General features: G+C 71.2%; 20 protein-coding genes. 3 read left to right on the top strand and 17 right to left on the bottom strand.

The genetic code is table 11. The features are described from left to right. Nucleotides 1-14 precede the first annotated feature (14 nt). From IZR01_RS12060 to IZR01_RS12035, 6 genes are all read right to left on the bottom strand, one after another. Complete coding sequence (locus IZR01_RS12060) at nucleotides 15-572, bottom strand: flavin reductase family protein (protein ID WP_228555666.1); 558 nt, start codon at nucleotides 570-572, stop codon at nucleotides 15-17. Nucleotides 573-744: 172 nt separating this feature from the next. Further along, entirely contained in the window at nucleotides 745-1,554 is an 810-nt protein-coding gene (locus IZR01_RS12055; protein ID WP_194923849.1) for an enoyl-CoA hydratase/isomerase family protein, read from the bottom strand. Nucleotides 1,555-1,670: 116 nt separating this feature from the next. Further along, nucleotides 1,671-3,314 carry an acetate--CoA ligase family protein gene (locus IZR01_RS12050; RefSeq protein ID WP_194923848.1) on the bottom strand — a complete coding sequence of 548 codons (1,644 nt, stop codon included), beginning with the start codon at nucleotides 3,312-3,314 and terminating at the stop codon, nucleotides 1,671-1,673. 138 nt (nucleotides 3,315-3,452) lie between these two features. Next, a complete protein-coding gene (locus IZR01_RS12045; protein ID WP_194923847.1) occupies nucleotides 3,453-4,961 on the bottom strand; it encodes a class I adenylate-forming enzyme family protein in 1,509 nt (502 codons plus the stop codon). A 132-nt stretch (nucleotides 4,962-5,093) separates the two neighbouring features. Continuing rightward, nucleotides 5,094-5,747, bottom strand: coding sequence for a TetR family transcriptional regulator (locus IZR01_RS12040; protein WP_194898835.1), 654 nt, complete (start codon nucleotides 5,745-5,747; stop codon nucleotides 5,094-5,096). A gap of 82 nt (nucleotides 5,748-5,829) precedes the next feature. Continuing rightward, entirely contained in the window at nucleotides 5,830-6,600 is a 771-nt protein-coding gene (locus IZR01_RS12035; RefSeq protein WP_194898834.1) for an SDR family oxidoreductase, read from the bottom strand. A 120-nt stretch (nucleotides 6,601-6,720) separates the two neighbouring features. Here IZR01_RS12035 and IZR01_RS12030 point away from each other — a divergent pair, with 120 nt between their 5' ends. Next, nucleotides 6,721-7,287 carry a hypothetical protein gene (locus IZR01_RS12030; protein WP_194898833.1) on the top strand — a complete coding sequence of 189 codons (567 nt, stop codon included), beginning with the start codon at nucleotides 6,721-6,723 and terminating at the stop codon, nucleotides 7,285-7,287. 391 nt (nucleotides 7,288-7,678) lie between these two features. Here the strand turns inward: IZR01_RS12030 and IZR01_RS12025 are convergent, their stop codons facing one another. From IZR01_RS12025 to IZR01_RS12015, 3 genes are read right to left on the bottom strand one after another with little or no spacing between them, the layout of a single operon-like run. Next, on the bottom strand, nucleotides 7,679-8,470 hold the full coding sequence (locus IZR01_RS12025) for an enoyl-CoA hydratase/isomerase family protein (protein WP_194923846.1): 792 nt from the start codon (nucleotides 8,468-8,470) through the stop codon (nucleotides 7,679-7,681). Next, complete coding sequence (locus tag IZR01_RS12020; RefSeq protein ID WP_194898831.1) at nucleotides 8,463-8,885, bottom strand: Zn-ribbon domain-containing OB-fold protein; 423 nt, start codon at nucleotides 8,883-8,885, stop codon at nucleotides 8,463-8,465. The genes IZR01_RS12025 and IZR01_RS12020 overlap by 8 nt, the downstream gene beginning before the upstream one ends. Nucleotides 8,886-8,901: 16 nt before the next feature. Further along, a complete protein-coding gene (locus IZR01_RS12015) occupies nucleotides 8,902-10,059 on the bottom strand; it encodes a lipid-transfer protein (RefSeq protein WP_194898830.1) in 1,158 nt (385 codons plus the stop codon). A 95-nt stretch (nucleotides 10,060-10,154) separates the two neighbouring features. Between IZR01_RS12015 and IZR01_RS12010 the strand changes: the two genes are divergently transcribed. Continuing rightward, nucleotides 10,155-11,693, top strand: a complete 1,539-nt coding sequence (locus tag IZR01_RS12010; protein ID WP_194923845.1) for a FadD3 family acyl-CoA ligase — start codon at nucleotides 10,155-10,157, stop codon at nucleotides 11,691-11,693. Nucleotides 11,694-11,702: 9 nt separating this feature from the next. On the opposite strand, the gene IZR01_RS12005 is transcribed toward IZR01_RS12010, so the two are convergent. Both IZR01_RS12005 and IZR01_RS12000 read right to left on the bottom strand, forming a co-directional pair. Next, nucleotides 11,703-12,476, bottom strand: a complete 774-nt coding sequence (locus IZR01_RS12005; RefSeq protein WP_194923844.1) for a hypothetical protein — start codon at nucleotides 12,474-12,476, stop codon at nucleotides 11,703-11,705. Further along, nucleotides 12,473-12,988, bottom strand: a complete 516-nt coding sequence (locus tag IZR01_RS12000; protein ID WP_194900136.1) for a SigE family RNA polymerase sigma factor — start codon at nucleotides 12,986-12,988, stop codon at nucleotides 12,473-12,475. The genes IZR01_RS12005 and IZR01_RS12000 overlap by 4 nt, the downstream gene beginning before the upstream one ends. Nucleotides 12,989-13,094: 106 nt before the next feature. Between IZR01_RS12000 and IZR01_RS11995 the strand changes: the two genes are divergently transcribed. Then, a complete protein-coding gene (locus IZR01_RS11995; protein WP_194923843.1) occupies nucleotides 13,095-13,715 on the top strand; it encodes a hypothetical protein in 621 nt (206 codons plus the stop codon). Here IZR01_RS11995 and IZR01_RS11990 read toward each other — a convergent pair. The 6 genes from IZR01_RS11990 to IZR01_RS11965 all read right to left on the bottom strand — a co-directional run bounded on the left by IZR01_RS11990 (nucleotide 13,691) and on the right by IZR01_RS11965 (nucleotide 21,085). Next, nucleotides 13,691-15,181, bottom strand: coding sequence for an RNA polymerase sigma factor (locus IZR01_RS11990; protein WP_323746984.1), 1,491 nt, complete (start codon nucleotides 15,179-15,181; stop codon nucleotides 13,691-13,693). The genes IZR01_RS11995 and IZR01_RS11990 overlap by 25 nt on opposite strands. Before the next feature lie 43 nt (nucleotides 15,182-15,224). Further along, the gene (locus IZR01_RS11985; RefSeq protein ID WP_194900036.1) at nucleotides 15,225-15,563 is read right to left on the bottom strand and encodes a YciI family protein; all 339 of its coding nucleotides are present in this window, start codon (nucleotides 15,561-15,563) and stop codon (nucleotides 15,225-15,227) included. Between the two features lie 96 nt (nucleotides 15,564-15,659). Beyond that, the gene (locus IZR01_RS11980) at nucleotides 15,660-18,239 is read right to left on the bottom strand and encodes a bifunctional FO biosynthesis protein CofGH (RefSeq protein ID WP_194923842.1); all 2,580 of its coding nucleotides are present in this window, start codon (nucleotides 18,237-18,239) and stop codon (nucleotides 15,660-15,662) included. A 29-nt stretch (nucleotides 18,240-18,268) separates the two neighbouring features. Beyond that, entirely contained in the window at nucleotides 18,269-19,105 is an 837-nt protein-coding gene (locus IZR01_RS11975) for an LLM class F420-dependent oxidoreductase (RefSeq protein ID WP_194897085.1), read from the bottom strand. A gap of 56 nt (nucleotides 19,106-19,161) precedes the next feature. Continuing rightward, nucleotides 19,162-20,289, bottom strand: coding sequence for an LLM class flavin-dependent oxidoreductase (locus IZR01_RS11970; protein ID WP_194923841.1), 1,128 nt, complete (start codon nucleotides 20,287-20,289; stop codon nucleotides 19,162-19,164). A gap of 43 nt (nucleotides 20,290-20,332) precedes the next feature. Beyond that, on the bottom strand, nucleotides 20,333-21,085 hold the full coding sequence (locus IZR01_RS11965; protein ID WP_194897083.1) for a glucose 1-dehydrogenase: 753 nt from the start codon (nucleotides 21,083-21,085) through the stop codon (nucleotides 20,333-20,335). Nucleotides 21,086-21,112: the final 27 nt, after the last annotated feature.

Below are 21,112 nucleotides of genomic sequence, written 5' to 3'. Positions count from 1 at the left end.
CACAGGCATCGGCCTCAGCCGAACGCCCCCTTGTGGAAGATCAACGGGTTCGACTCGCCGTCCGCGTCGAGCGTGTGCACCCGGCCGATCACGATCGTGTGGTCGCCGCCGGGATGGGTGGCCTCGATCGTGCAGTCCACCCAGCCGTGCGCCCCGGCCAGGATCGGCGAACCCAGCTCCGAGGGGTGCCAGTCGACCCCGGCGAACTTGTCGCCGCCGCTGACCGCGAAGGCCCGGCACAGCTCCGCGTGGTCGGCCGCCAGGAAGTTCACACAGAAGCGGCCCGTGGCCTCGATCCGCGGCCACGTGGTGGACGTGTGGCCGACCGAGAACAGCACCAGCGGTGGATCCAGGGACAGCGCGGAGAACGCTTGGCAGGCGAAGCCCACGGGCCCGTCGGCGTCCTCGGACGCGACGACGGTCACGCCGGAGGGGAAGTGGCCCAGGACGCGGCGGTAGTGCGCGGCGTCGAGGGTGGCGCCGTCGGCGGCGTTCGCGGCGTGCTCGGCGTCGGTGCCGCCGGTCTCGGCGACGCGGCCGGCGCGCTCGCGTGCGGTGGCCTGTGCAGGCATGATCCCAGCCCCTAGGTGTCACGCTGGTCTCGGTTGCGCTCTTCGCGGCTCGTTCGCCATTCCAAATGCGCAGCTCGTCCCAGCATACGTGCACGGACAGAGTTAGTGTGTGCGGGAACTGACGACCCGTCAAGAGAGAGGGTGTTCGGTATTGCGAACACCGCGATCACGGTCACCGCCCGGTGAATTCCGGCGCACGGCGCTCCACGAACGCCCGCACGCCCTCCTGGCCGTCGTGGGTCGCCATGTTCAGTTCCACGGCGTCAGCCTCCTCACGGAAGGCCGTCGCACGGTCCACTTCCAGCGCGCGGTTCACGAGGTTCTTGGCCAGGCCGTACGCCCGCGTCGGCCCCGCCGCCAGCCGGTCGGCCCACTCCCGCGCCGTCTTCTCCAACTCCGCGTCCGGCACCACCCGGTTCACCAGCCCCAGGCTCAGCGCCTCGGCGGCCGGGACGTCGTCGGCGAAGAACATCAGCTCCTTGGCTTTGTGCACGCCGACCAGCCGGGTCAGCAGATACGCGCCGCCGCCGTCCGGCACCAGACCGCGCCGGGCGAAGATCTCGATGAACTTAGCCGACTCCGCGGCGATCACCAGATCGCAGGCCAGGGCCAGATGCGCGCCGATCCCGGCCGCGATGCCGTTCACCGCGCCGATCACCGGCTTCTCACAGTCCAGGACGGCGGCGATCAGCGCTTGGGCGCCTTCGCGGATGGTGCGGGCGACGTCACCCGGGCCGGGCGCGACGGGTTCGGCGCCGGGCTGCGGCCGCAGATCCGCGCCGGCGCAGAAGCCGCGACCGGTGGCGGTGAGGACGACGACCCGCGTCTGGGGATCGGCGGAGGCCTGGCGCAGCAAGGCGATCAGCCGGTCGCGTTGGTCGGCGGTGACGGCGTTCAACGCTTCGGGGCGGTCCAGGGTGATCCACCGGACCCCGCCCGACGAATCCTGCCGGACAGTCTCTTCCAAAGAGCGCTCGGACATGCGTGCTCCCATCGGAGTCTAGAGAACGAAAACACCGGCGCCGGCCCACCCCCGCGCGACAGCGCGACAGCGTTCCGGCACCGGAGACTTCAGTACACAAGCGGTCCTGGCAACGGTCAGCGCACGATCAAGCGCGCCGAGGCGTCCAGCGCCACCGTCCCGCCGCCGCGCCCGAGCACCCGCAGCGGGGCGATGTCGAAGCCCTCCAACACGTCCCCGAGGTCCAGCGCCATCCGCTGCACCCGCAAGATGGTGTCGGCCAGGGCCTCCAGGTCCGAGCCGACGTTGGTGAGCAGCGGCAGGCAGTGCAGCTCGTCGAGCATCCGGCGGGCCTGGTGCGTGTCGAACGGCGCGACCCGGATCGCCACGTCGCCCAGCATCTCGGCGTAGGCGCCGCCGACGCCGACCACCACGGCCGGGCCGAACCGGTCGTCGCGCCGGATGCCGACCATCGTGTCCACGCCGCCGGTGATCTGCTGGCCGATCAGCACGCCGTCCAGCGTGCCGTAGCCTTGGCGGCCGGCTGAGTCCATCAGGTCCTTGAAGTTCTCGCGGACCTGCGACGCCGAGGTGATGTTGGTGCGGGTGAGTCCGGCCGCCGAAGCCGAGGGCAGCCCGGCCACCGAAGCCTTCATCACCACCGGATAGCCGATCGTGGCGGCGGCGCGCACGGCCCACGCGGCGCTGGTGACCAGTTGCTCGCGCGGCGTGCGGATGCCGTAGGCGCGCAGCAGTTGGTGCGTCTGCGACTCGGACAGGCCCTTGGCCGGGTCGGTGTCGCGCTTGCGGACCGTACCGGGGCCGCCGGTGGAGGTGAGGATCTGCCGCGCCTTCACCCCGGCCATCGCGTTGTCCTCGACCAGGGACGGGATACGGAAGCGGTGATCGCAGTGGTCGTAGTAGGCCTTGGCGGCCGCGACCGCGTTGGTCAGCGTGCGAAAGGTCGCGATCTCGGGCGAGCGTTGCAGAATCAGGCGATAGCCGGTCTCGGTGCCGCCGGAGGAGCACCAGACCACGCCGATCGGCGTGGTGCTCTCGCGCGCCGCCTCGACCAGCGCGGCGGCCGTCCACTCGCCGGAGGACCCGGTCTCGGTGACCGCGTACAGGAGCATCCCGGCGCCGGGGCGCGCGGCGAGCTCGGCGATGTCCGGGGCGTCGCCGGCGTCCTCGGTCTCCAGGCCGGCGCGGCGGGCCAGGTCGGCCAGCAGCGTGGCGGCGCCCGCGGAGTCCGCCGCGATCCGGACCGGGCCCGGAGGCTGGGTCGGGCGGGGGAAGCGGGCCAGGGTGGCAGCACAGTCCAGCAGTTGGTCGAAGCCCTCGACCCGGATCACCCCGGCCTGCCGCAGCACCGCGTCGATCACCCGGTCCGCGCCGGTGGCCAGGACGACCAGCGGGCGGCCGGCCCCGGCCGCGGACTCGGCGGCCCGCATCAGCGCTCGGCCGTCGAGGTCGGTGCCGATCACGTCGACGCAGGCCGCGATCGCCCCGACGCCGTCCGCCTGAGCGAACGCCTCGACCGTGTCCGCGAACGTCGGACCGTCGCCGTCCGGACCGGGGCCGCAGTAGGTCCAGCCGGCCACCGGGACGCCCAGCTCGTCGGCCGTGACGAGCGGGCAGCCGGTGTGCGCGCCGGTGGTGATGAGCGCGATCGCCGGGGCCGGGGAAGGGGATTGCGGGCTCCACGATCGGGCCGGTACGTGGTGACGCCGGTCCTCGGGGGCGGGCCGGCGCCGGGTCACCGTGGTCTGTTCAGTGGTCATGACGCTGGTGGCAGGCATCGCACCGCCCTCTCATGAGCAAACTGACAAGTAACCTGACGAGGTGTCAGTTTAGGGCGCGGGTGCGAATTAGCACAGAGGTAACAGCCAAGAGATCTTGCGTTCACACGGATTTGTTCGTCATGAGCCCACCCGCTTTCGCAATGCCGAACGATCCACCTTCTGTCCGGCGGTCAGCGGCAGGCTCGGCACCACCCGCACCTCCTCGGGGAGCTTGTGCTTGGCCAGCCGGGAGCCGGCGAACAGGCGCAGTTCCTCCACGGTCGGCGGCGCGTCCGGGTCGCGCGGCACCACGAACGCCACCCCGACCTGGCCCATCACCGCGTCCGGGCGCGGGACCACGGCCACCTCGCCGACCGCGGCGTGCTCCTGCAGAACGGCTTCCACCTCCTGGGGATGGACGTTGTAGCCGCCGCGGATGAACATGTCGTCGCGGCGTCCGGCCAGCCGGAGGCAGTCGATGTCGTCGAGCAGGCCCAGATCACCGGTGCGCAGCCAGCCGTCCGGGGTGAGCGCCGCGCGGGTGGCGGCCGGATCGTGCCAGTACTCGGACATCACCGAGGCCGAGCGGATCCAGATCTCGCCGGTCTCACCGGCCGGGATCTCCTTCCCCGTCTCGTCCCGCAAGGAGACCTCGGTACCGGCGCGGGGCCGGCCGACGGTACTGAAGAGTTCTTCGTCGGAGGCGTCGAAGGCGGTCAAGGTACCGAGGCCGCCGGATTCGGTGGAGGAGTACCGGATCGAGTAGGCCGCGCCGAACGACTCGCGCGCCCGCCGGACCAGATCGGCCGGCGACGGACCGCCGCCGATGATCAGGGCTTTGATGTCGCCGGTCCGGTAGACGCCGAGCCCGGGGACTCCGAGCAGCAGGGCGACCTGGGCCGCGACCCCGCCGATCACCGGCACGCCCTCGTCGCAGATCAGGTCCAGCGCCTCCCGGGCCCGCCAGCGCGGCATGATGTGCAGCCGGTTGCCGGCCAGCAGGTGCCCGGCGAGCTTGGTCATGAAGCCGACATGGTTCAGCCCGGTGGCCACCAGCAACGGCATCGGCGCGGCCTGCGCGCGGTTGTCCATCTCGGATATCGCGGCGATCTGCTTCGCGCCGAACAGCGCGCCTTTGGGCAGGCCCGAGGTGCCGGAGGTGAAGACGATGGTCTCGGGTTCGTCGTGCGAGCGGGCCTTGGGCACCGCGCGGGACCGCTCCCGGCCCAGCATCGGCAGGCCGGCGGCGAACTCGCGCCGGTCCTCGGCCTGCCGGACCGGGATGATCTGCGCGTCCGGCAGGCGTCCGGTGAGCAGTTCCTCGGTGCCGATGACGAGGTCCGGGCGCAGCTGCGCGAGCATCGCCTGACGCTCGGCCGGGGAGTAGTGCGCGCCGACTCCGGCGGTGACGGCGCCGACCTTCGCCAGCGCGCAGTAGGCGACCACGTAGTCCAGGGAGGCGGGCAGGAGCAATGCGGCGACCTGGCCTTGGCCGATTCCGCGCGCCGCCAGACGCGCCGCGAGGGCTTCCGAGGCCGCGTTGAGCTGCTGGAAGGACAAGGAGAGCGGGCCACGGGCGGCCACCAGCGCGGTGGCCGGACCGTGGTCTCGGGCGGCTTTTCGGACGGCGAAGGAGAGGAAGGTCATCGGAGCTCCCGGCAGGGGTGGGTACCGATCTGACTTGCGGTCAGAGTTTCCCCGTCCTCCCGGAGCTAATCCAGAGGTACGCGACGCCGACACGACACGGCGCCGAATCTCCGGTCCCCGGCTATGCCGCCCTCACGCAGCGACCGGCTTCTTCTGCGTGATCCCCATGTACACCAAGCCGATCATCGCCGCGCGCAGCTCGGCCAGCTTGATGCTCCAGGCCTCGAAGACCCGCTGGTGCGCGGAGATCGAGGCGAGCATCGCCACCAGCGCGCCGGCCGTCGCGGTCGGCGGCATCACCGCGTCGGCCTTGCCCGCGGCCTGTAGTTCGCTGATGGTGTCGGCCAGCGAGATGGTGACGTTGTTCAGGATCTTCATGCGGATCTTGTGGAAGCGCTTGTCGCCCTCGGCGGTGGCCAGGTCCACCACGCGCAGGATCGCCTCGTGCTCCGTCCAGAACTCCAGGAAGCCGTCGACCAGTGCCTCGGCGGCCTGCATGCCGGCCCGGCCGGACCAGGTGCGGCCGTCGGCGAGTTCCTTGAGATGCGCGCCGTCCTTGGCCATGTCGTTGGCGATCTCGATGATCGCCGACTCGATGTCCGGGAAGTACTGGTAGAACGTGGCCGGGGAGGTGCCGGCCAGCCGGGCCACGTCGATCACGGTGATCGAGCGGTACGGCTGGGAGACGAGCATCTCGCCGAGGCACTCCAGCAGCCGGGCCCGGGTGGCCTGGCCGCGCTTGCCCGCGATCCGCCCGTCGACGGTGCGCACTTGCTGAGCTGTCATGCCGTCAGTTTATGCGGTCGGAACCCCTTACCCGGTGCGGACCTGGGTGATCGTCCATGATCGGGATTCGGTATCATGCTCGTCACTTCCCGGCGGTGGTGGGATCACGGCCCGGCGCGCCGGACTCCCGGTTGAAGCGGGGCGCCTCGCCCCCGCCGTGCACCAGCAGTTCCGCGCCGGAAACATGGGCGGCGTCGTCCGAGGCCAGATAGAGGCAGGCGCCGGCGACGTCGGCGGGCTGGGCCATCCGGCCCATCGGCAGGCCCTGGCCGACCAGCGCCGCGGCTTCCGGTCCGCCGTAGTACGCGGTCAGCGATTCGGTGAGCACCGGCCCCGGGATGACGCAGTTCACCCGGACCCGCGGCGCCCACTCCAGGGCCAGGCTCTGGGTGAGCGAGGCCAGGGCGGCCTTGGCGGCGCCGTAGACGGCCGTTCCGGGGCTGGGCCGGGTCCCGGCGACCGAGCCGATGTTCACGATGGACGCGCCGCCGTGCTCGGGCGTCAGGGGGTACATGCACTGCGCGGCGTAGAGGACTCCCAGCACATTGAGATCGAACGCGGCCCGGGCGGCGGCCTCGGGATAGTCCAGCGCCTTGCCCGGCCGCGCGCCCCCGGCGTTGTTCACCAGCACGTCGACCCGCCCGAACTCCTCGGCGACCGCCTCGAACGCGGCCTGGACCGCGCCGCGGTCGGCCAGATCGGCGGCGATGAAGCGGCCCACGGCCCGCGCCGGCTCCCGGCGCGCCAGGGTGACCACGGTCGCCCCGGCGGCCTCGAACCGCGCCGCGACCGCCCGCCCGATGCCCTTGGTCCCGCCGGTGACGACGGCGACCCTTCCGGTGAACGACGTCACACCACCGTGTGTATCAGAGGTGGGTTTTAGTGGGAAGAGTTAGGGATTCACCCGTGTGGTCGATTGACCGTAACCGAATGGGGTTGTCGACTCTTGCACAGTCCGGAGGAGATGACGACGATGGGCGAATCCGCCGCAGTACCGCAGGTCGACCCCGCCGATGGCGGGGACGACGAACCCTTCTTAGGCCTGGCGTGGGCCGAGGCCATCGAGGCCACGGAACTCTTGCGCTCGGCACTGGCCGCCCTCGGGCTGGCCGCAGAGATCCCGCGCTTGCGGGGTGACGTGAACGTGTACGGCCGGCCGATGGTGACGGTGGGCCGCATCAACCCGACCGCGGCCCGGCGGCTGGCCGCGGCGCTGAGCCGGGCGGCCCAGCACCAGCCGCGGATCTACGGACAGGCGCAGCCGGCGGGCGGCGAGACGGCCCCTGGTTGCGGGCTACCGGGGCCGGGCGGTCCCGGCGGTCCGGGCGGCGGTACGAACGGGGTCGCGATCGGAAACGGGCCGGCCGGGGAACCGCACCGGAGCCTGCGGCCGCCGCGCACCGCGACCCCGCTGAACCTGCCGGTGGCGGTCCCGATGGCGACGGTGCTGCCGATGGCCGTCCCCCCTCCGGTGCCGACGCCCGGCGCGCCCACCACGCCGGGATCCTCGCCGGCCGACTCCATCCGGCTCCCGGCTTGACGCCGAGAACCTGACGCCGAGAATCAGCGCTCCACCCCACGGCGAAGGCGGCCGGGTCGGCGGGATGACCCGGCCGCCGTCGCCGTTCGGGGCGGGCCCGCTGTCTCGGGCGCGGCGCGTAGAAACGTAGCGCCTGCGCGCGAAGTTGACCATGGTTTGCGCTCTGTGCGGAACAGTGCGACGCGCCGGTGGGCGGCTCCAGAGCGCGCGGAAGCGGCTGGAGCCCGACACGGCTCCAGCCGCGATCCCGGCTGACCCGGGGGGATCGTCAGCCGGGATGTGGGTGCCGATCCCGCGGCCACCCACGCCCTTGACTGCGGAAAGCAGATTACGAGTCGGCGCTTCGGCCGGGCCAGCGTTTCGCCCCAGCGGCGAAAGGCTGTGCCGGTCCTCAGCGGGCCTGCCAGCCGCCGCCTTTGGGCCGGGCCGCGAACAGCTCCGCCTGCCGCTCGGCGCTGATGTTGCCCAGTCGCACCAGATGGGGGGCCAGACCCAGCGCCTGGCCCTTCGCCATCTCACGTGCCGCCCAGATCGCCCGCACCGTGCCCTCGACCGCCGAGGGTTCGCATTCGGCGATGGTCCGCGCCGCGTGTTCGGCCGCGGTCAACAGGGCCGCGTTGTCCGGCACGACCTCGCTGACGAAACCGATCTCGTACGCGCGGCGCGCCGTCATCCGTTCGGCCGTGCCGAGCAGAGCCAGCCGGGCCAGTTCGCCGTGCGGCATGCGCTGCGCGAGGTGCACGGCTTCGTAGGCCATCACCATGCCGTAGCTGACATGCGGATCGAAGAAGGTCGCCTGCTCGGCCGCGATCAGGAACTCGCACTCGCCGAGCAAGTAGAACGCGCCGCCGCAGGCCATCCCGTTGACCGCGCCGATGACCGGTTTCCACAGGTCGGCGGTCTTCGGGCCGAGGGCGACGCCGGGGTCGTCGACCATGAACGGCGACGAGGGCTGCGGCACCTGGGCGTCCCGGTCGATCCCGGTGCAGAAGGCCTTGTCCCCGCTGCCGGTCAGCACGACGCAGCGCACCGAGTCGCGGTGCCGCAGCGTTGTCCACAGCCTGTGGAATTCGTCGGCCATCGTCAGGTCGAAGGCGTTGTGCCGCTCCGGGCGGTTCAGCCTCACCCAGGCGACGCCGTCCCGCTCCTCGTAGAGGAGGGTACTGAAGTCAAGGTCACTCATCGGGGGTCCAGGCCGCTACGAAAAGCCCTTCGATCTCCCGGAACACCGCGCGCACCGGCTGGCCGATCTCGATCGTCGCCGGATCGACGGAATCAATCCCCGCGTCCTCGGACGCCAGGAGGTTCCCGACCACCCGCAGCCGCCGGTCTTCCGCCAACTCCACGACGACCACCGGATACGGGGCCAGCGCCGCGTAGTCCGGCAACAGCGGCGGATGCGGGACCGCGAAGGACCACACGTGTCCGCGGCCGGACATCAGCTTCCATTCGAAGTCGACGCCCTGGCATCTGGGGCACATCGGCCGGGGCGGGAACAGCACCTCGCCGCAGTTCGCGCAGGTCTGCATGCGCAGTTCGCCCTTGGCGGCGTACTCGAAGTACGGCGCGCCGTCGTCGTCTACGAGCGGTTTGAGCATCGTGGACCCCACTTCTTCAGTCGCGACGGAGCAGGACGGCCGACGTCGGTACAGCTTCGCCCGCGGTGACCAGGCATGTCGAGGCCCCGGCGACCTGGTTGGTGGAGGTGCCACGCAGCTGCCGGACGCCTTCGGTGATCAGGTTGAAGCCGTGGACGTAGGCCTCGGACAGCCCGCCGCCGGAGGTGTTGACCGGCAGCCGGCCGCCGAGTTCCAGCCCGCCGTCGTCGGCGAAGGCGCCGCCCTCGCCCTTGGCGCAGAAGCCGTAACCCTCCAGGGACAACGGGATCAGCGGGGTGAAGGCGTCGTAGATCTGCGCCACGTCCACATCGGCGGGGCCGAAGTCGGCGTGCTTCCACAGCTGCTTGGCCGCGGTCCACGACGGGCCGGCCAGCGGGTCGTCGTTCCAGTAGTTGACCATGCCGTGGTGCTGGGCCGGCAGGCCCTGGCCGAAGGCGTGGACGTAGACCGGCTCCCGGCGGCAGTCCACGGCCCGCTCGGCCGAGACCATGACGACCGCCAGCGCCCCGTCGGTCTCCAGGCAGTTGTCGAACAGGCACAACGGATCGGAGATCATCCGGGCACTGAGATAGTCGGCCATGGTCAGCGGCCGGTCGTACATGATCGCCGCCGGATTGGCGTTGGCCCGGTTGCGGCAGGCGAGGGCCACCGCGCCGAGCTGCTCGCGGGTCATGCCGTACTCGTGCATGTAGCGGCGGGTCAGGACCGCGATCTCGTCGACCGGCCGCAGCAGGCCGAAGGGCCGGGTCCACTGCGCCGGGGTGGCGAGCTGGTTCACGGTGTCGGTCCACGGCCGCGGCCCGCTGCCGCGCTTGCGGGAGCGCCAGGCGACCCCCACCTCCGCCTGCCCGGTGGCGATCGCCATCGCCAGGTGGCCGACGGTGGCGCACGATCCGCCGCCGCCGAAGCCGACCCGGGAGAAGAAGGTGACGTCCCCGGCCCCGACCGCCTTGGCGATCTCGACCTCGTCGGTGGCCTCCATGGTGTAGGCGGCGAACGCGTCCACCTCGTGGGCGGGGATCCCGGCGTCGTCCAGGGCCATGGCTATGGCTCGGCAGGCGAGCGCTTTCTCCGACGGCTCAAGGTGTTTGGCGAACTCGGTCTGGCCGATGCCGACAATCGCGGCCCGGTCTTTCAGTGGTGTGGGATTCATGCACCTTCCCATCTGACGCGGCGTCAGATATCTGCCTATCATGGGCCCCGGCACGGTGCCAGAGCCAAGTTCCCCTGTGCGAAAGGCCGCTGGAGATGACGGTGCAGCTCGGCACGACGACGATCCCGGACCTGGTGGCGCGCGCCGCCGCCGACCACGGCGACCGCGAGGCGGTGGTCGACGGAGAACAACGGCTGACGTTCGCCGACCTGGCCTCCCGGGTGCGGCAGACCGGCCGGGCGATGATCGCCTGGGGTGTGGAGCCCGGCGACCGGGTGGCGATCTGGGCCCCGAACTCGGCGGAGTGGATCGTCACGGCGCTCGGCGCGGTGTCGGTCGGCGCCGTCCTGGTGCCGCTGAACACCCGGCTGAAGGCGGCCGAGGTCGGCTACATCCTGCGCAAGTCGCGGACGAAGCTGGTCGCGGTGTCCGGCGAGTTCCTGGGCATCGATTATGTGGGGCAGCTCAAGGAGATCCGCGACGGGCTGCCGGACCTGGAGACCATGACCGCCTTCACCGACGGCGGGCTGCCGCCGGTGGTGTCGCGCCGGCAGTTCCGGGCGCCGGGGATGAAGATCCCGGCGAGTGTGTTCGACGCGGCGGCGGTGTCGCTGACCCCTGATTCACCGAGTGACCTGTTCTTCACCTCCGGCACGACCGGCGCCCCGAAGGGCGTGCGGGCCACGCACGGGCAGACGACCCGGGCCTTCGATCAGTGGTCTGAGATCGTCGGCCTGCGCGCCGGGGACCGCTATCTGATAGCGAACCCGTTCTCGCACACCTTCGGCTACAAGGCCGGAATCCTGGCCTGCCTGATGCGCGGGGCCACGATGGTCCCGCTGGCCTCCTTCGACGCCGACGCGCTGTTCACCGCGATCGAGCGCGAGCGGATCACCGTGTTCCCGGCGGCGCCGGCGGTGTACCAGATGCTGCTGGCGCATCCGGAGCTGGCGAAGCACGATCTCAGTTCGCTGCGAGCCGCGGCCACCGGCGCGGCGGTGATCCCGGTGGAGTTGATCGAGCGGATGCGCGACACCCTGGGCCTGTCGACGGTGATCACCGCCTACGGCCTCACCGAGGCCACCGGCGTGGTGACGATGTGCCGGGACGAAGACGCGCCGGAGGTCGTGGCACGCACCTCGGGGCGGGCGATCGACGGGGTCGAGGTGCGCACCGCCGAGGGCACCGGGGAGATCCTGGTGCGCGGCTACAACGTGATGCGGGGCTACTTCGAGGACGAGGCGGGCACCGCCGAGGCGATCGACGCCGACGGCTGGCTGCGCACCGGGGACGTCGGGGAGCTCGACGAGGCCGGGAACCTGCGGATCACCGACCGGATCAAGGACATGTTCATCTGCGGCGGCTTCAACGCCTATCCGGCCGAGATCGAGCAGGTGCTGCTGACGTTCCCGGGGGTGCAGGAGGCGGCCGTGGTCGGCGTGCCGGACCCGCGCCTCGGGGAGGTCGGGAAGGCGTTCGTGATCGCGGTGCCGGGACAGCGGATCGAGCCGGAGGCACTGCTCGCGTACGCGACGGAACGCCTCGCCAACTACAAAGTGCCGCGGCACGTTGAGCTGGTCGAGGCGTTCCCGCGCAGCTCGCTGGGCAAGGTGCTCAAGCGCGAACTGCGGTGAGGCGGGGCGTCAGCCGAAGTCGTGGCCGGTGGAGCCGACCGAGTGCTGGGGCACGCAGGTCCTCTGGCGGCCGACGTAGAGCCCGAAGCTGGTCACCTTCGTCTGGCCGTGGGACTGGAACTGCGTCAGCGTCAGGTAGTCCCCGGCGGGGATCACCGACGGATGGACCACAAGAGTGAGATGGGTCGGGCCCTTCGGCAAGGTGATGGCCTCCCCGCCGACCCGGCCCGCCGGGCGCACCCCGGACTCCGGTGTGCACTCGATGCCGCGACTCATGTCCCAGCCGTCGGGGATCTGCGCCACCGTGATCACGTTGGGGACCCCCGCCTTGTCCAGCGCGGCTTGCAGGGCAGTCGGGTCGAACAGGGTCTTGACGGTCACACCGATGGTGCCGTCGGACTGCTCGTCCAGAACGAAGCCCGTCTCCGACAGGGCCGGGGACTGCGTGCCGGTGGTCGGGGGCACCGCCTTGCTGCCGCCCGGGTCCGACCCGCCGGACAGAGCGCCGCCGCGCGGTCCGGCGTGCGGGAGTGCCCCGTAGGCGGTTCCGGAGCCGGCCCCGGCCCCTCCCGACGGCGCCAGCACGCCGATCGCCGCGACGATCGCCGCCGCGCTCGTCCCGATCCCGGCCGCCACGGCGCGGTTCCGGGTGCGGGTGCGGCGGCCCAGCGCCACCACGTCGGCGGCGCTGGTGGCCAGCGCCGCCCCGGCCACCGACCGGTGCAGGCCGTTGAGCAGTTCCTCGTCGCCTGGTGCCAGAGCGTCCATGTCGTCTGTGCTCATCGCGTGATTTCCTCCCGCTCGTTGGTCTCTTCGAGCTCCGCCCGCAGCGCTTTGATCGCGCGGTGGAGGTGGGACTGGACGGTGCCGGGCGCGACGCCGAGGGCGGCGGCCGTGCTCCGGGTGTCCAGATCGAGGAAGACCCGCAGCACCACCACTTCGCGCTGCCGGGCCGGCAGCTTGCGCAGGGCCGCGCGCAGCGCGAGGTCGACGACTGTCGCATCGTCGTCGGCCGGTTCGCGCTCCAGGGCCCCCACGGTCGCGGCGTCCCACGGCACCTCCCGGCGGCGCCTTCGCCACCAGGAGATGTGGGTGTTCAGCGCGGTGCGCACCACCCAGGCCGCCGGCGCCGGGTGCCTGCGCACCTTGCGCCAGTGCCCCCAGGCCCGGGCGAAGGCCTCGGCCGTCAGCTCCTCGGCCAGGTGCCGGTCGGAGACGGTGGCCAGAACCGCCCGGAAGCAGGGGTCACGGTGGCCTTCGTAGAAGGCTTCGAAGTCTTCGGATCCTCGGTCCACGGTCTTTTCACGCTTTCGAGTGACGATGCGTTTACCTCGGACAGGAGTGAGTACGAATACGCTGATATCTGGCATAACGGGCACAACTTGGAATGATCCTGATCTCATGAGGCACCCCCAGTCTCCGCGCCGCCGGCTCGGCGCGCTCGGCACCCTGGCCGCGCTGTCCGCGCTGGCGCTGTTCACCGGCCTGTGCGGCGCCCCGGCGGCCGCCGCCGACAACCCGATCGTCGACGACCCGCCGGTCCTGGCCGCCGCGGCGGTCCTGGACGGCAGACCGATCGACGGCATCCCCGCCGGACCGATGGTGGCCGGCGGCTACCACGTGCACTCCCACCTGACGCTGTATGTGGACGGCACGGAGCACTGGGTCCCGGCCGGCGTCGGCGTGACCCGCCCCATCGTCCTGGACCCCACCCGCCCCGACCCGGTGATCACCGCGGCCGAGGGCTTCTACTGGCTGCACACCCACGACGAGTCCGGCGTCATCCACGCCGAGGCCCCGACGCCGCACGACTTCACCCTCGGCGAGTTCTTCGACCTGTGGGGCCAGCCGCTGACCCGGCACGCGGTCGGACCGGCGGACGGGGACGTGACGGTGTGGGTGGACGGGAAGGAATACGACGGGGACCCGCGGGACGTGGCGCTCAAGGAGCACACCGAGGTGCAGCTGAACGTCGGGCGGGACGTGCCGTTCCAGCCCTACGAGTTCCCGTCCAACTTCTGAAGCCGGCTCCGCAGGAACTCGCCCTCCACGTCATTGTCGGTGAACAGGAGCGCCTCCTCGTAGGCCGCGCGGGCCGCCGCACGGCGGCCCAGGCGGCGGAGCATGTCGGCGCGAGCCACAGCGAGGTAGGCGTAGCCGGCGAGGCGGGGTTCCAGGGCCAGCCCGTCGAGGGCTTCCAGGCCCCGCTCCGGGCCGTAGCCGTCGCCTTCCGCGAAACCGATGGCCACGGCGCGGTTGAGCGCGGCGACCGGCGAGGGCCGGTAGCGCAGCAGGAGGTCGTAGAGGCCGACGATCTCCGGCCAGTCGGTCGCCTCCCAGCTCGCGGCGTCGGCGTGCACCGCGGCGATCGCGGCCATGAGCGCGTACCGGGTCGGCGGCCGCCGCCGGAGGGCTTCGCGCACCAACCGCCGGCCCTCGGCGATCGCGTCCCGGTCCCACAACGCACGGTCCTGATCCTCCAGCAGGACGAGGCGGCCGCGCGCATCAACGCGAGCGGCCCGGCGGGCATCGGTGAGCAGGATGAAGGCGAGCAGCCCCGCGACCCCGGCGTCACCGGGCAGCAGCACCCTGAGCATCCGCGCCAGGTCCCGCGCCCGGTCCACGAGATCGGTCCGCACCAGCTCAGGACCGGCGGGCGCGGTATGCCCGGTGGTGAAGACGAGGTCGACGACGGCCAGCACGGCCTCTATCCGCTCGGGCAGCTCCTCGGCGTCCGGCACCCGGTAGGGAATCCGCGCGGCGGCGATCTTCTTCTTGGCACGCGTGATCCGCGCGGCCATTGTCGCCTCGCTGACGAGGAACGCACGCGCCACCTCGCCGGTGGTGAGGCCGCAGAGCAGGCGCAGCGTCAGCGCCACCTGCGCTTCGAGGGCGAGCGCGGGATGGCAGCAGGTGAAGATCAGGCGCAGTCGCTCGTCGGGGATCTCGGCGACGGGATCGGGCGGCTCATCGAGCAGGAGCGGGAGGCGCTTGCGCAGCGCGACATCGCGGCGCAGGACGTCGAGCGCGCGGTTGCGGGCAGCGGTGGTGAGCCACGCGGCGGGGCGCCGGGGGATACCGCACTCGGCCCAGGCGGTGAGGGCCTTGGCATAGGCGTCCTGGACGCACTCCTCGGCGAGGTCGAGGTCGCCGGCCACGCGCGCTGTCGCGGCGAGGACGAGGGCCCACTCGCGGCGGTGGGCCTCGGCCACGGCTTGGGCGACGGCACGCGGGTCGGCGGTGTCAGCTTTGGCGACAGCGCCCGGGGCCGTCGCGGCGGCTTGGGCAACGGCGCCCGGCTCGGTCATGGCGGCGTCTTCGCAGGGCGAGTCGGCAGGCAAGATCGCAGAAGTCGTGGCGGTCGCACCTGGATCACCGCCCCGCCCCGCAAGCGAGCCCAGGGACGCCCCGGCGGCCCCGGCCGCTCCGCCGGCCGCCGAGGCCGTGGCGGCCGGCGCGTCCTGAGGCTTGCCCGCGGTGGTACTCACGTCAAAGCAGTCATGTCAGGGCAGTCATCTCAGGGCAGTCATGTCAGGCCTGCTCGAAGACCATGACCGGCCGCACCTCGACGCCGCCGAAGCGGGCCGGCACCTGCTTGGCGACGGCCAGGGCGGCGTCGATGTCGGGCGCCTCGATGAGGTAGTAGCCGCCCAGGGCCTCCTTGGTCTCGGCGAAGGCGCCGTCGGTGACCACGCCGTCGCGGATGCTGGTGGCGGTGGTGGTGGGCATCAGCGGCTCGCCGCTGAGGACCGTGTCCTTGTTGTCGGCGATGAAGGCCATGTGGGCGGCCAGGACCCCGTTGAGCGTCTCCGAGTCCGCGGTGGCGTAGGAGGCTTCGTCCTCGTAGATCAGGACCAGGTACTTGGACATCGCTGTCGCCTTTCTCCGTTGGGCGGGCCCCGGGCGGGCCCACACCGAACCGACGAACGGCGCGGGCCCGGAATCGACAGCCCTTTGCGGAGATTCTTACGCCAGCGGCAGCATCGTGCGCAGCAGGCCGCGCGAGTCGGCGGCCCGCGCCGCCTCGATGCGCTCGGCCGGCACCTGGCCGTACAGGGTGGTGCGCTGGCGGGTGGGGCGGCCGAGGGGGGCGCAGATCTCCTCGAGTTCGCTGATGCCCTTGGCCGAGCCGTACTCGGAGCCGGCCATGCGCGAGATCGTCTCCTCCATCAGCGTGCCGCCGAGGTCGTTGACGCCGCCGGTGAGCATCGCGCGCGAGCCCTCCACGCCGAGCTTGACCCACGACGTCTGGATGTTGCTGATCCGCCCGTGCAGCATGACCCGCGCCATGGCGTGCACCGCGCGGTTGTCCCGCAGCGTGGGGCCGGGCCGCGCGAGGCCGGCCAGGTAGACCGGCGCGTTGGAGTGGATGAACGGCAGCGGCACGAACTCGGTGAAGCCGCCGGTCTCGTCCTGGATCCGGGCCAGCACCCGCAGGTGCGCGACCCAGTGCGCGGGGTTGTCGACGTGCCCGTACATCATCGTGGACGTGGTCGGGATCCCCACCTGATGCGCCGTGGTGATCACCTCGATCCACTGCGCGGCCGGCAGCTTGCCCTTGGTCAGCACCCAGCGGACGTCGTCGTCGAGGATCTCGGCGGCGGTACCGGGCAGCGAGTCGACGCCGGCCTCCTTGGCCGCGGTCAGGAACTCGCGGATGGACATCCCGGTCCGGGAGACGCCGTTGATGATCTCCATCGGCGAGTAGGAGTGCAGGTGCAGCCCGGGCGCGCGCCGCTTGATCTCGGCCGCCAGGTCGAAGTACGCGGTGCCGGGCAGGTCCGGGTGGATCCCGCCCTGCATGCAGATCTCGGTGGCCCCGACCTGCCACGCGGCTTCGGCGCGGTCGCCGACCTCGGACACCGACAGCGTGTAGGCGTCGGCATCGGTACGCCGCTGCGCGAAGGCGCAGAATCGGCACCCGGTGTAGCAGACGTTCGTGAAGTTGATGTTCCGGTTGACGATGTACGTCACCTCATCGCCCACGGCGTCGCGCCGCAGCCCGTCGGCCAGCGCGGTCAGCGCGTCCAGAGCGGGACCGTCGGCGTGGATCAGGGCCAGCGCGTCCTCGTCGGAGAGGTTGCCGGGATCGCGCTCAGCGGCGGCCAGCGCCGTCTTCAAAGCCGCGTCGATCCGCTCCGGAGCGCCGGCGCTGTGGTCCACCGAGGTCCGGGACGCGTGCTCCCGCAGCTCGTCCCAGTCCCCGTACACCTCCGAGAAGTCCGAGCGGCGGTCCTCGGTCCGGCCGTCGGTGTCGATCGACGCGTGCAGGTCGGTACGGCCCGAAGAGGTATCCCAGCCGCCATCAGGCTCCTGCCACCGGATACCGGTGGGGATCCGCCCCTCGATCGCCATCCCGGTCTCGGGATCGGCCAGCGCCCGGACATGCGGCATGATCCGCGGATCCAGCCACGGCTCCCCGCGCAGCACGTACTCGGGGTAGATCGTCAGCCGTTCCTTCAGGTCGAAGCCCGCACCGGCCGACTGAGCGGCCAACTCCTCGATGGCCGGCCAGGGCCGCTCCGGATTGACGTGGTCGGCCGTGAGCGGCGAGACCCCACCCCAGTCGTCGATCCCGGCCCGCAGCATCAACCCGTACTGCGCGTCCACCAGGTTCGGCGGCGCCTGGATCCGCACCGAGGGCCCGAGGACGACCCGCGCCGTGGCGATCGTCGCCGCCAGCTCCTCCAGGTCCGCGTCCGGGGTGTGCATCATCGCGGTGGCCGGCTTGGCCCGGAAGTTCTGGATGATGATCTCCTGGATGCCCCGGTAGGTGCGCGCCACCTTCCGCATCGCGAAGATCGAGTCAGCCCGCTCCTCCAGCGTCTCCCCGATGCCGATGAGGATCCCGGTGGTGAACGGGACCGACGAACGTCCGGCGTCTTCCAGCACCCGCAACCGCACCGCGGGTTCCTTGTCGGGAGAGCCGTAGTGCGGACCGCCGGGCTCGAACCACAACCGCGTCGCCGTGGTCTCCAGCATCATGCCCATCGACGGGGCCACCGGCTTCATCCGCTGGAAGTCGGACCAGGAGAGCACACCGGGGTTCAGGTGCGGCAGCAGCCCGGTCTCCTCCAGCACCCGGATCGACATCGCCCGGACGTAGTCCAGCGTCGAGTCGTACCCGTGCGCGTCCAGCCACTCCTTCGCCTGCGGCCACCGGTCCTCCGGCCGGTCACCGAGCGTGAAGAGGGCTTCCTTGCAACCCAACGCCGCGCCCTTGGCCGCGATGTCCAGAACCTCGTCGGGTGAGAGGTAGAGGGAGTCCAGGCGCCCGGGAACCGTCACGAAAGTGCAGTAATGGCATCGATCCCGACACAATCGGGTAAGGGGGATGAAGACCTTCCGGGAGTAGGTCACCACGCCGGGCCGGCCGGCAGCCTCCAACCCCTGGTCACGTAAGCGCGAGGCGACAGCGCACAGCGCGTCCAGATCGGCTCCCCGCGCAGCGAGCAGAACCGCCGCCTCCTCGGCACTGAGCGCGACTCCCTCACCCGCCCGGTGCAGGGCACGGCGCATGGCATTGGCGGTGGGCAGCATCGTCATTCCAGTTCCTACGCGGCAGTGAACCGGGTCTATTCCCGCTCGACGTAACGAGCGTAGTCGTCGAGCACCGGCAAGATCTGCTCCGCGGGCGCCGATGGGACGTTGAACACAATCTCCTCGATGCCCAGCGACCGGTAGTGCTCCAGCTTCCCCGGCGTCGGCTCGGTGCCGAACGGCACCACCCGCAGCGTGTCCGGATCCCGGCCGGCCTCCTGTGCCGCCGCCCGCAGCACCGGCAGTGCCTGCGTCAGCCCGCGGCCGCCGATCGGCATCCAGCCATCGGCGTAGTCCAGCACGGCCCCGAACAGCTTCGGCCCGGCCGCGCCGCCGATCAGCACCGGGATGCGCCCGGCTGCCGGCTTCGGCCAGGACCACGACGGGTCGAAGGCCACGTGCTCCCCGTGGTAGGAGGCGACCTCCTTGCCCCACAGCTCCCGCATCGCCAGGACGGTCTCGCGGACGTGCTCCCGGCGGGTGCCGAAGTCCACGCCGTGGTCGGCCATCTCCTCCTTGTTCCAGCCGAAGCCCACGCCGAGGTCGAAGTTGCCGCCGCTGACCAGGTCCAGCGTCGCGGCGGTCTTGGCCAGCAGCAGCGGGTTGTGCTGGGCGGCCAGGCAGATGCCGGTGCCCACCCGGATGCCCGGGGCGGCGGCCGCGACCGTGGCCAGCGCGACGAAGGGGTCGAGCATCCGCGAGTAGTACTCCGGCAGCGGCTCCCCCAGCGGCGCCGGGGTGGCCCGGCTGACCGGGATGTGGGTGTGTTCGGGGGCGTAGTACGACTGGAAGCCGCGCTCGGCGAGCGCGCGCCCGAGCTCGGCCGGACCGATGGTCTGGTCGGTCAGGAAGACCGTGACGCCGATGCGCAAGATGACTCCTTCTGCGAGGGGGTGCTGTCTCGATACCCGATGGCTTGTCTATGTATTTATTTACCCAATGCCGCCGCGGCGCTGCGGAACCGTGTGGTCCGATGGACCGGATCCTTGTCCAGCTTGGGAATCACGTGCCGGCCGATCAGCTCGATCGTCTCCAGCGTGTCGGCCAGGGAGAGCTGGATCGGCAGGCCGAACACCAACTGGTCGACTCCCGTTGCCTCATAACGCTTGATCTGGGTCAGCACCTCGTCCGGGTCGCCGCAGATCAGGTAGCCGTTGTGCAGCCGCCACTCGACCTCCTCGACGGTCGGCTCGGGCAGCACCCCGGGCCACTCCGGGACCCAGTCCGGGCGCGGGAACGTGTCGTGATAGCGGAACACCAGGGACTGGAGCCGTCCCATCCCCATCGCCGCGGCGGCCTGCCGGGCCCGCTTGCCGTCGGCCAGGCACACCGCCGAGGACGTGACCATGACGTTGTCGTTGACGTACGCCCCGACCGGCTCGGCCGAGGGCACCGCCTTCTTGTACGCCGCGACGGCGGCCTCGGCGTCGGCGGCCGAGCCCACCGAGAAGCCCAGCACGCCCAGCCCCATCCGCGCGGCCATCTCGTACGACGGCGGGTTCCCGGCCGCGTACCACATCGCCGGATGCGGCTTCTTCCACGGCTTGGGCAGCACGTTGCGCTCCGGCATCGAGAACCACTTGCCCTGGTGCGAATACGAGTCCTGCATCCACATCTTGGGGATCTCGCGCACCACCTCGGCCCAGATCTCCTTGGTGACCGCGGTGTCCGGCAGCCCCAGCCCCAGGATCTCGCGCGAGCCGGCACCCCGGCCGGTCCCGAACTCGAACCGGCCGCCGGTCAGGTGGTCCAGGGTCGCGACCTTCTCGGCCACCTTCACCGGGTGGTTGGCCTGCGGCAGCGGGTTGAAGATGCCGGAGCCCAGGTGGATCCGCTCGGTCGCGGCGGCCAGATAGCCCAGGAAGACGTCGTTGCTGGCCAGGTGCGAGTACTCGTCGAGGAAGTGGTGCTCGGAGGCCCACAGGTACTTGAAGCCGGCCCGGTCGGCGGCCTTGGCGATCTCGATGTCGTTCATGAGCGAGGTGTGCTCGAAATCGGGGTCGGCGGCCAGCTTCGAGAGCGGGACGTGGCCCTGGACGAAGATGCCGAACTCCATGGAGTCTCCTAGCCGAAGGTGGATGCCTAGCCGAAGTGGATACCTAGCCGAAGTGGATGCCGGCCAGCGCCCCGCCGTCGAGGACGAAGTCGGCGCCGGTGCAGTAGGACGAGTCGTCGGAGGTGAGGAACAGCGCGGCTTTCGCGATCTCAAGTGGTGTGCCGACGCGCTTGAGCGGGATGCCGGAGTAGCCGATGTCGGGGTCGGCGTCCTCGGGCATGTGCTCGGTGACCATCGGGGTGTGGACGCCGCCGGGGCAGATGCAGTTCACCCGGACCGTCGGTCCGGCCTCCAGGGCCGCGACCTTCGTCAGACCTCTGACGGCGAACTTGGTCGAGACGTAAGAACCCAGATACGCCATGCCGGCGAAGCCGTCGACGCTCGCGGTGTTCACCACCGTCCCGCCACCGGCCGCCCGGATCCGCGGCAGGCACACATGCAGCCCCAGGAAGACGCCGACCTGGTTCACCGTCACCACCTGCATGTACTCCTCGATCGAGGTCTTCTCGATCTTGTTGAACCGCAGGATCCCGGCGTTGTTGATCAGGCCGTCGAGCTTGCCGAACTCAGCCGCGGCGAAGTCCGCGGCGGCGATCCACTGCGCCTCGTCGGTGACGTCGAGCCGCACGAACCGCGCCGCGTCACCGATCTCCTTGGCGACGGCCTGCCCGGCCTCCTCCAGCACATCGGCGAGCACCACCTGCGCCCCCTCCTCGGCGAACAGCCGCGCCTCCTCGGCACCCTGACCCCGCGCCGCGCCGGTGACCAGCACCACCCGTCCGTCCAACTTTCCCATCGGCCGTCCCCTGTCCTGGTTCGCGCT

The organism is Catenulispora pinisilvae, from assembly GCF_015356865.1.
Classification (GTDB): Bacteria; Actinomycetota; Actinomycetes; order Streptomycetales; family Catenulisporaceae; genus Catenulispora; species Catenulispora pinisilvae.
Note: the sequence above shows the minus strand (reverse complement) of the source record. Positions and strands in the feature narration are given on the sequence as shown.

What these genes read in the sequence shown, in the direction of transcription:
- IZR01_RS12020 (WP_194898831.1), bottom strand. Translation starts at nt 8,885, where the DNA reads ATGCTCAAACCGCTCGTAGACGACGACGGCGCGCCGTACTTCGAGTAC.
- IZR01_RS12050 (WP_194923848.1), bottom strand. Translation starts at nt 3,314, where the DNA reads ATGACCACTGAACAGACCACGGTGACCCGGCGCCGGCCCGCCCCCGAG.
- IZR01_RS11985 (WP_194900036.1), bottom strand. Translation starts at nt 15,563, where the DNA reads ATGTCCAAGTACCTGGTCCTGATCTACGAGGACGAAGCCTCCTACGCC.
- IZR01_RS11980 (WP_194923842.1), bottom strand. Translation starts at nt 18,239, where the DNA reads ATGACGATGCTGCCCACCGCCAATGCCATGCGCCGTGCCCTGCACCGG.
- IZR01_RS12005 (WP_194923844.1), bottom strand. Translation starts at nt 12,476, where the DNA reads ATGAGCACAGACGACATGGACGCTCTGGCACCAGGCGACGAGGAACTG.
- IZR01_RS12060 (WP_228555666.1), bottom strand. Translation starts at nt 572, where the DNA reads ATGCCTGCACAGGCCACCGCACGCGAGCGCGCCGGCCGCGTCGCCGAG.
- IZR01_RS12055 (WP_194923849.1), bottom strand. Translation starts at nt 1,554, where the DNA reads ATGTCCGAGCGCTCTTTGGAAGAGACTGTCCGGCAGGATTCGTCGGGC.
- IZR01_RS12040 (WP_194898835.1), bottom strand. Translation starts at nt 5,747, where the DNA reads ATGACAGCTCAGCAAGTGCGCACCGTCGACGGGCGGATCGCGGGCAAG.
- IZR01_RS12010 (WP_194923845.1), top strand. Translation starts at nt 10,155, where the DNA reads ATGACGGTGCAGCTCGGCACGACGACGATCCCGGACCTGGTGGCGCGC.
- IZR01_RS11995 (WP_194923843.1), top strand. Translation starts at nt 13,095, where the DNA reads ATGAGGCACCCCCAGTCTCCGCGCCGCCGGCTCGGCGCGCTCGGCACC.
- IZR01_RS11965 (WP_194897083.1), bottom strand. Translation starts at nt 21,085, where the DNA reads ATGGGAAAGTTGGACGGACGGGTGGTGCTGGTCACCGGCGCGGCGCGG.
- IZR01_RS12015 (WP_194898830.1), bottom strand. Translation starts at nt 10,059, where the DNA reads ATGAATCCCACACCACTGAAAGACCGGGCCGCGATTGTCGGCATCGGC.
- IZR01_RS12045 (WP_194923847.1), bottom strand. Translation starts at nt 4,961, where the DNA reads ATGACCTTCCTCTCCTTCGCCGTCCGAAAAGCCGCCCGAGACCACGGT.
- IZR01_RS12030 (WP_194898833.1), top strand. Translation starts at nt 6,721, where the DNA reads ATGGGCGAATCCGCCGCAGTACCGCAGGTCGACCCCGCCGATGGCGGG.
- IZR01_RS11970 (WP_194923841.1), bottom strand. Translation starts at nt 20,289, where the DNA reads ATGGAGTTCGGCATCTTCGTCCAGGGCCACGTCCCGCTCTCGAAGCTG.
- IZR01_RS12025 (WP_194923846.1), bottom strand. Translation starts at nt 8,470, where the DNA reads ATGAGTGACCTTGACTTCAGTACCCTCCTCTACGAGGAGCGGGACGGC.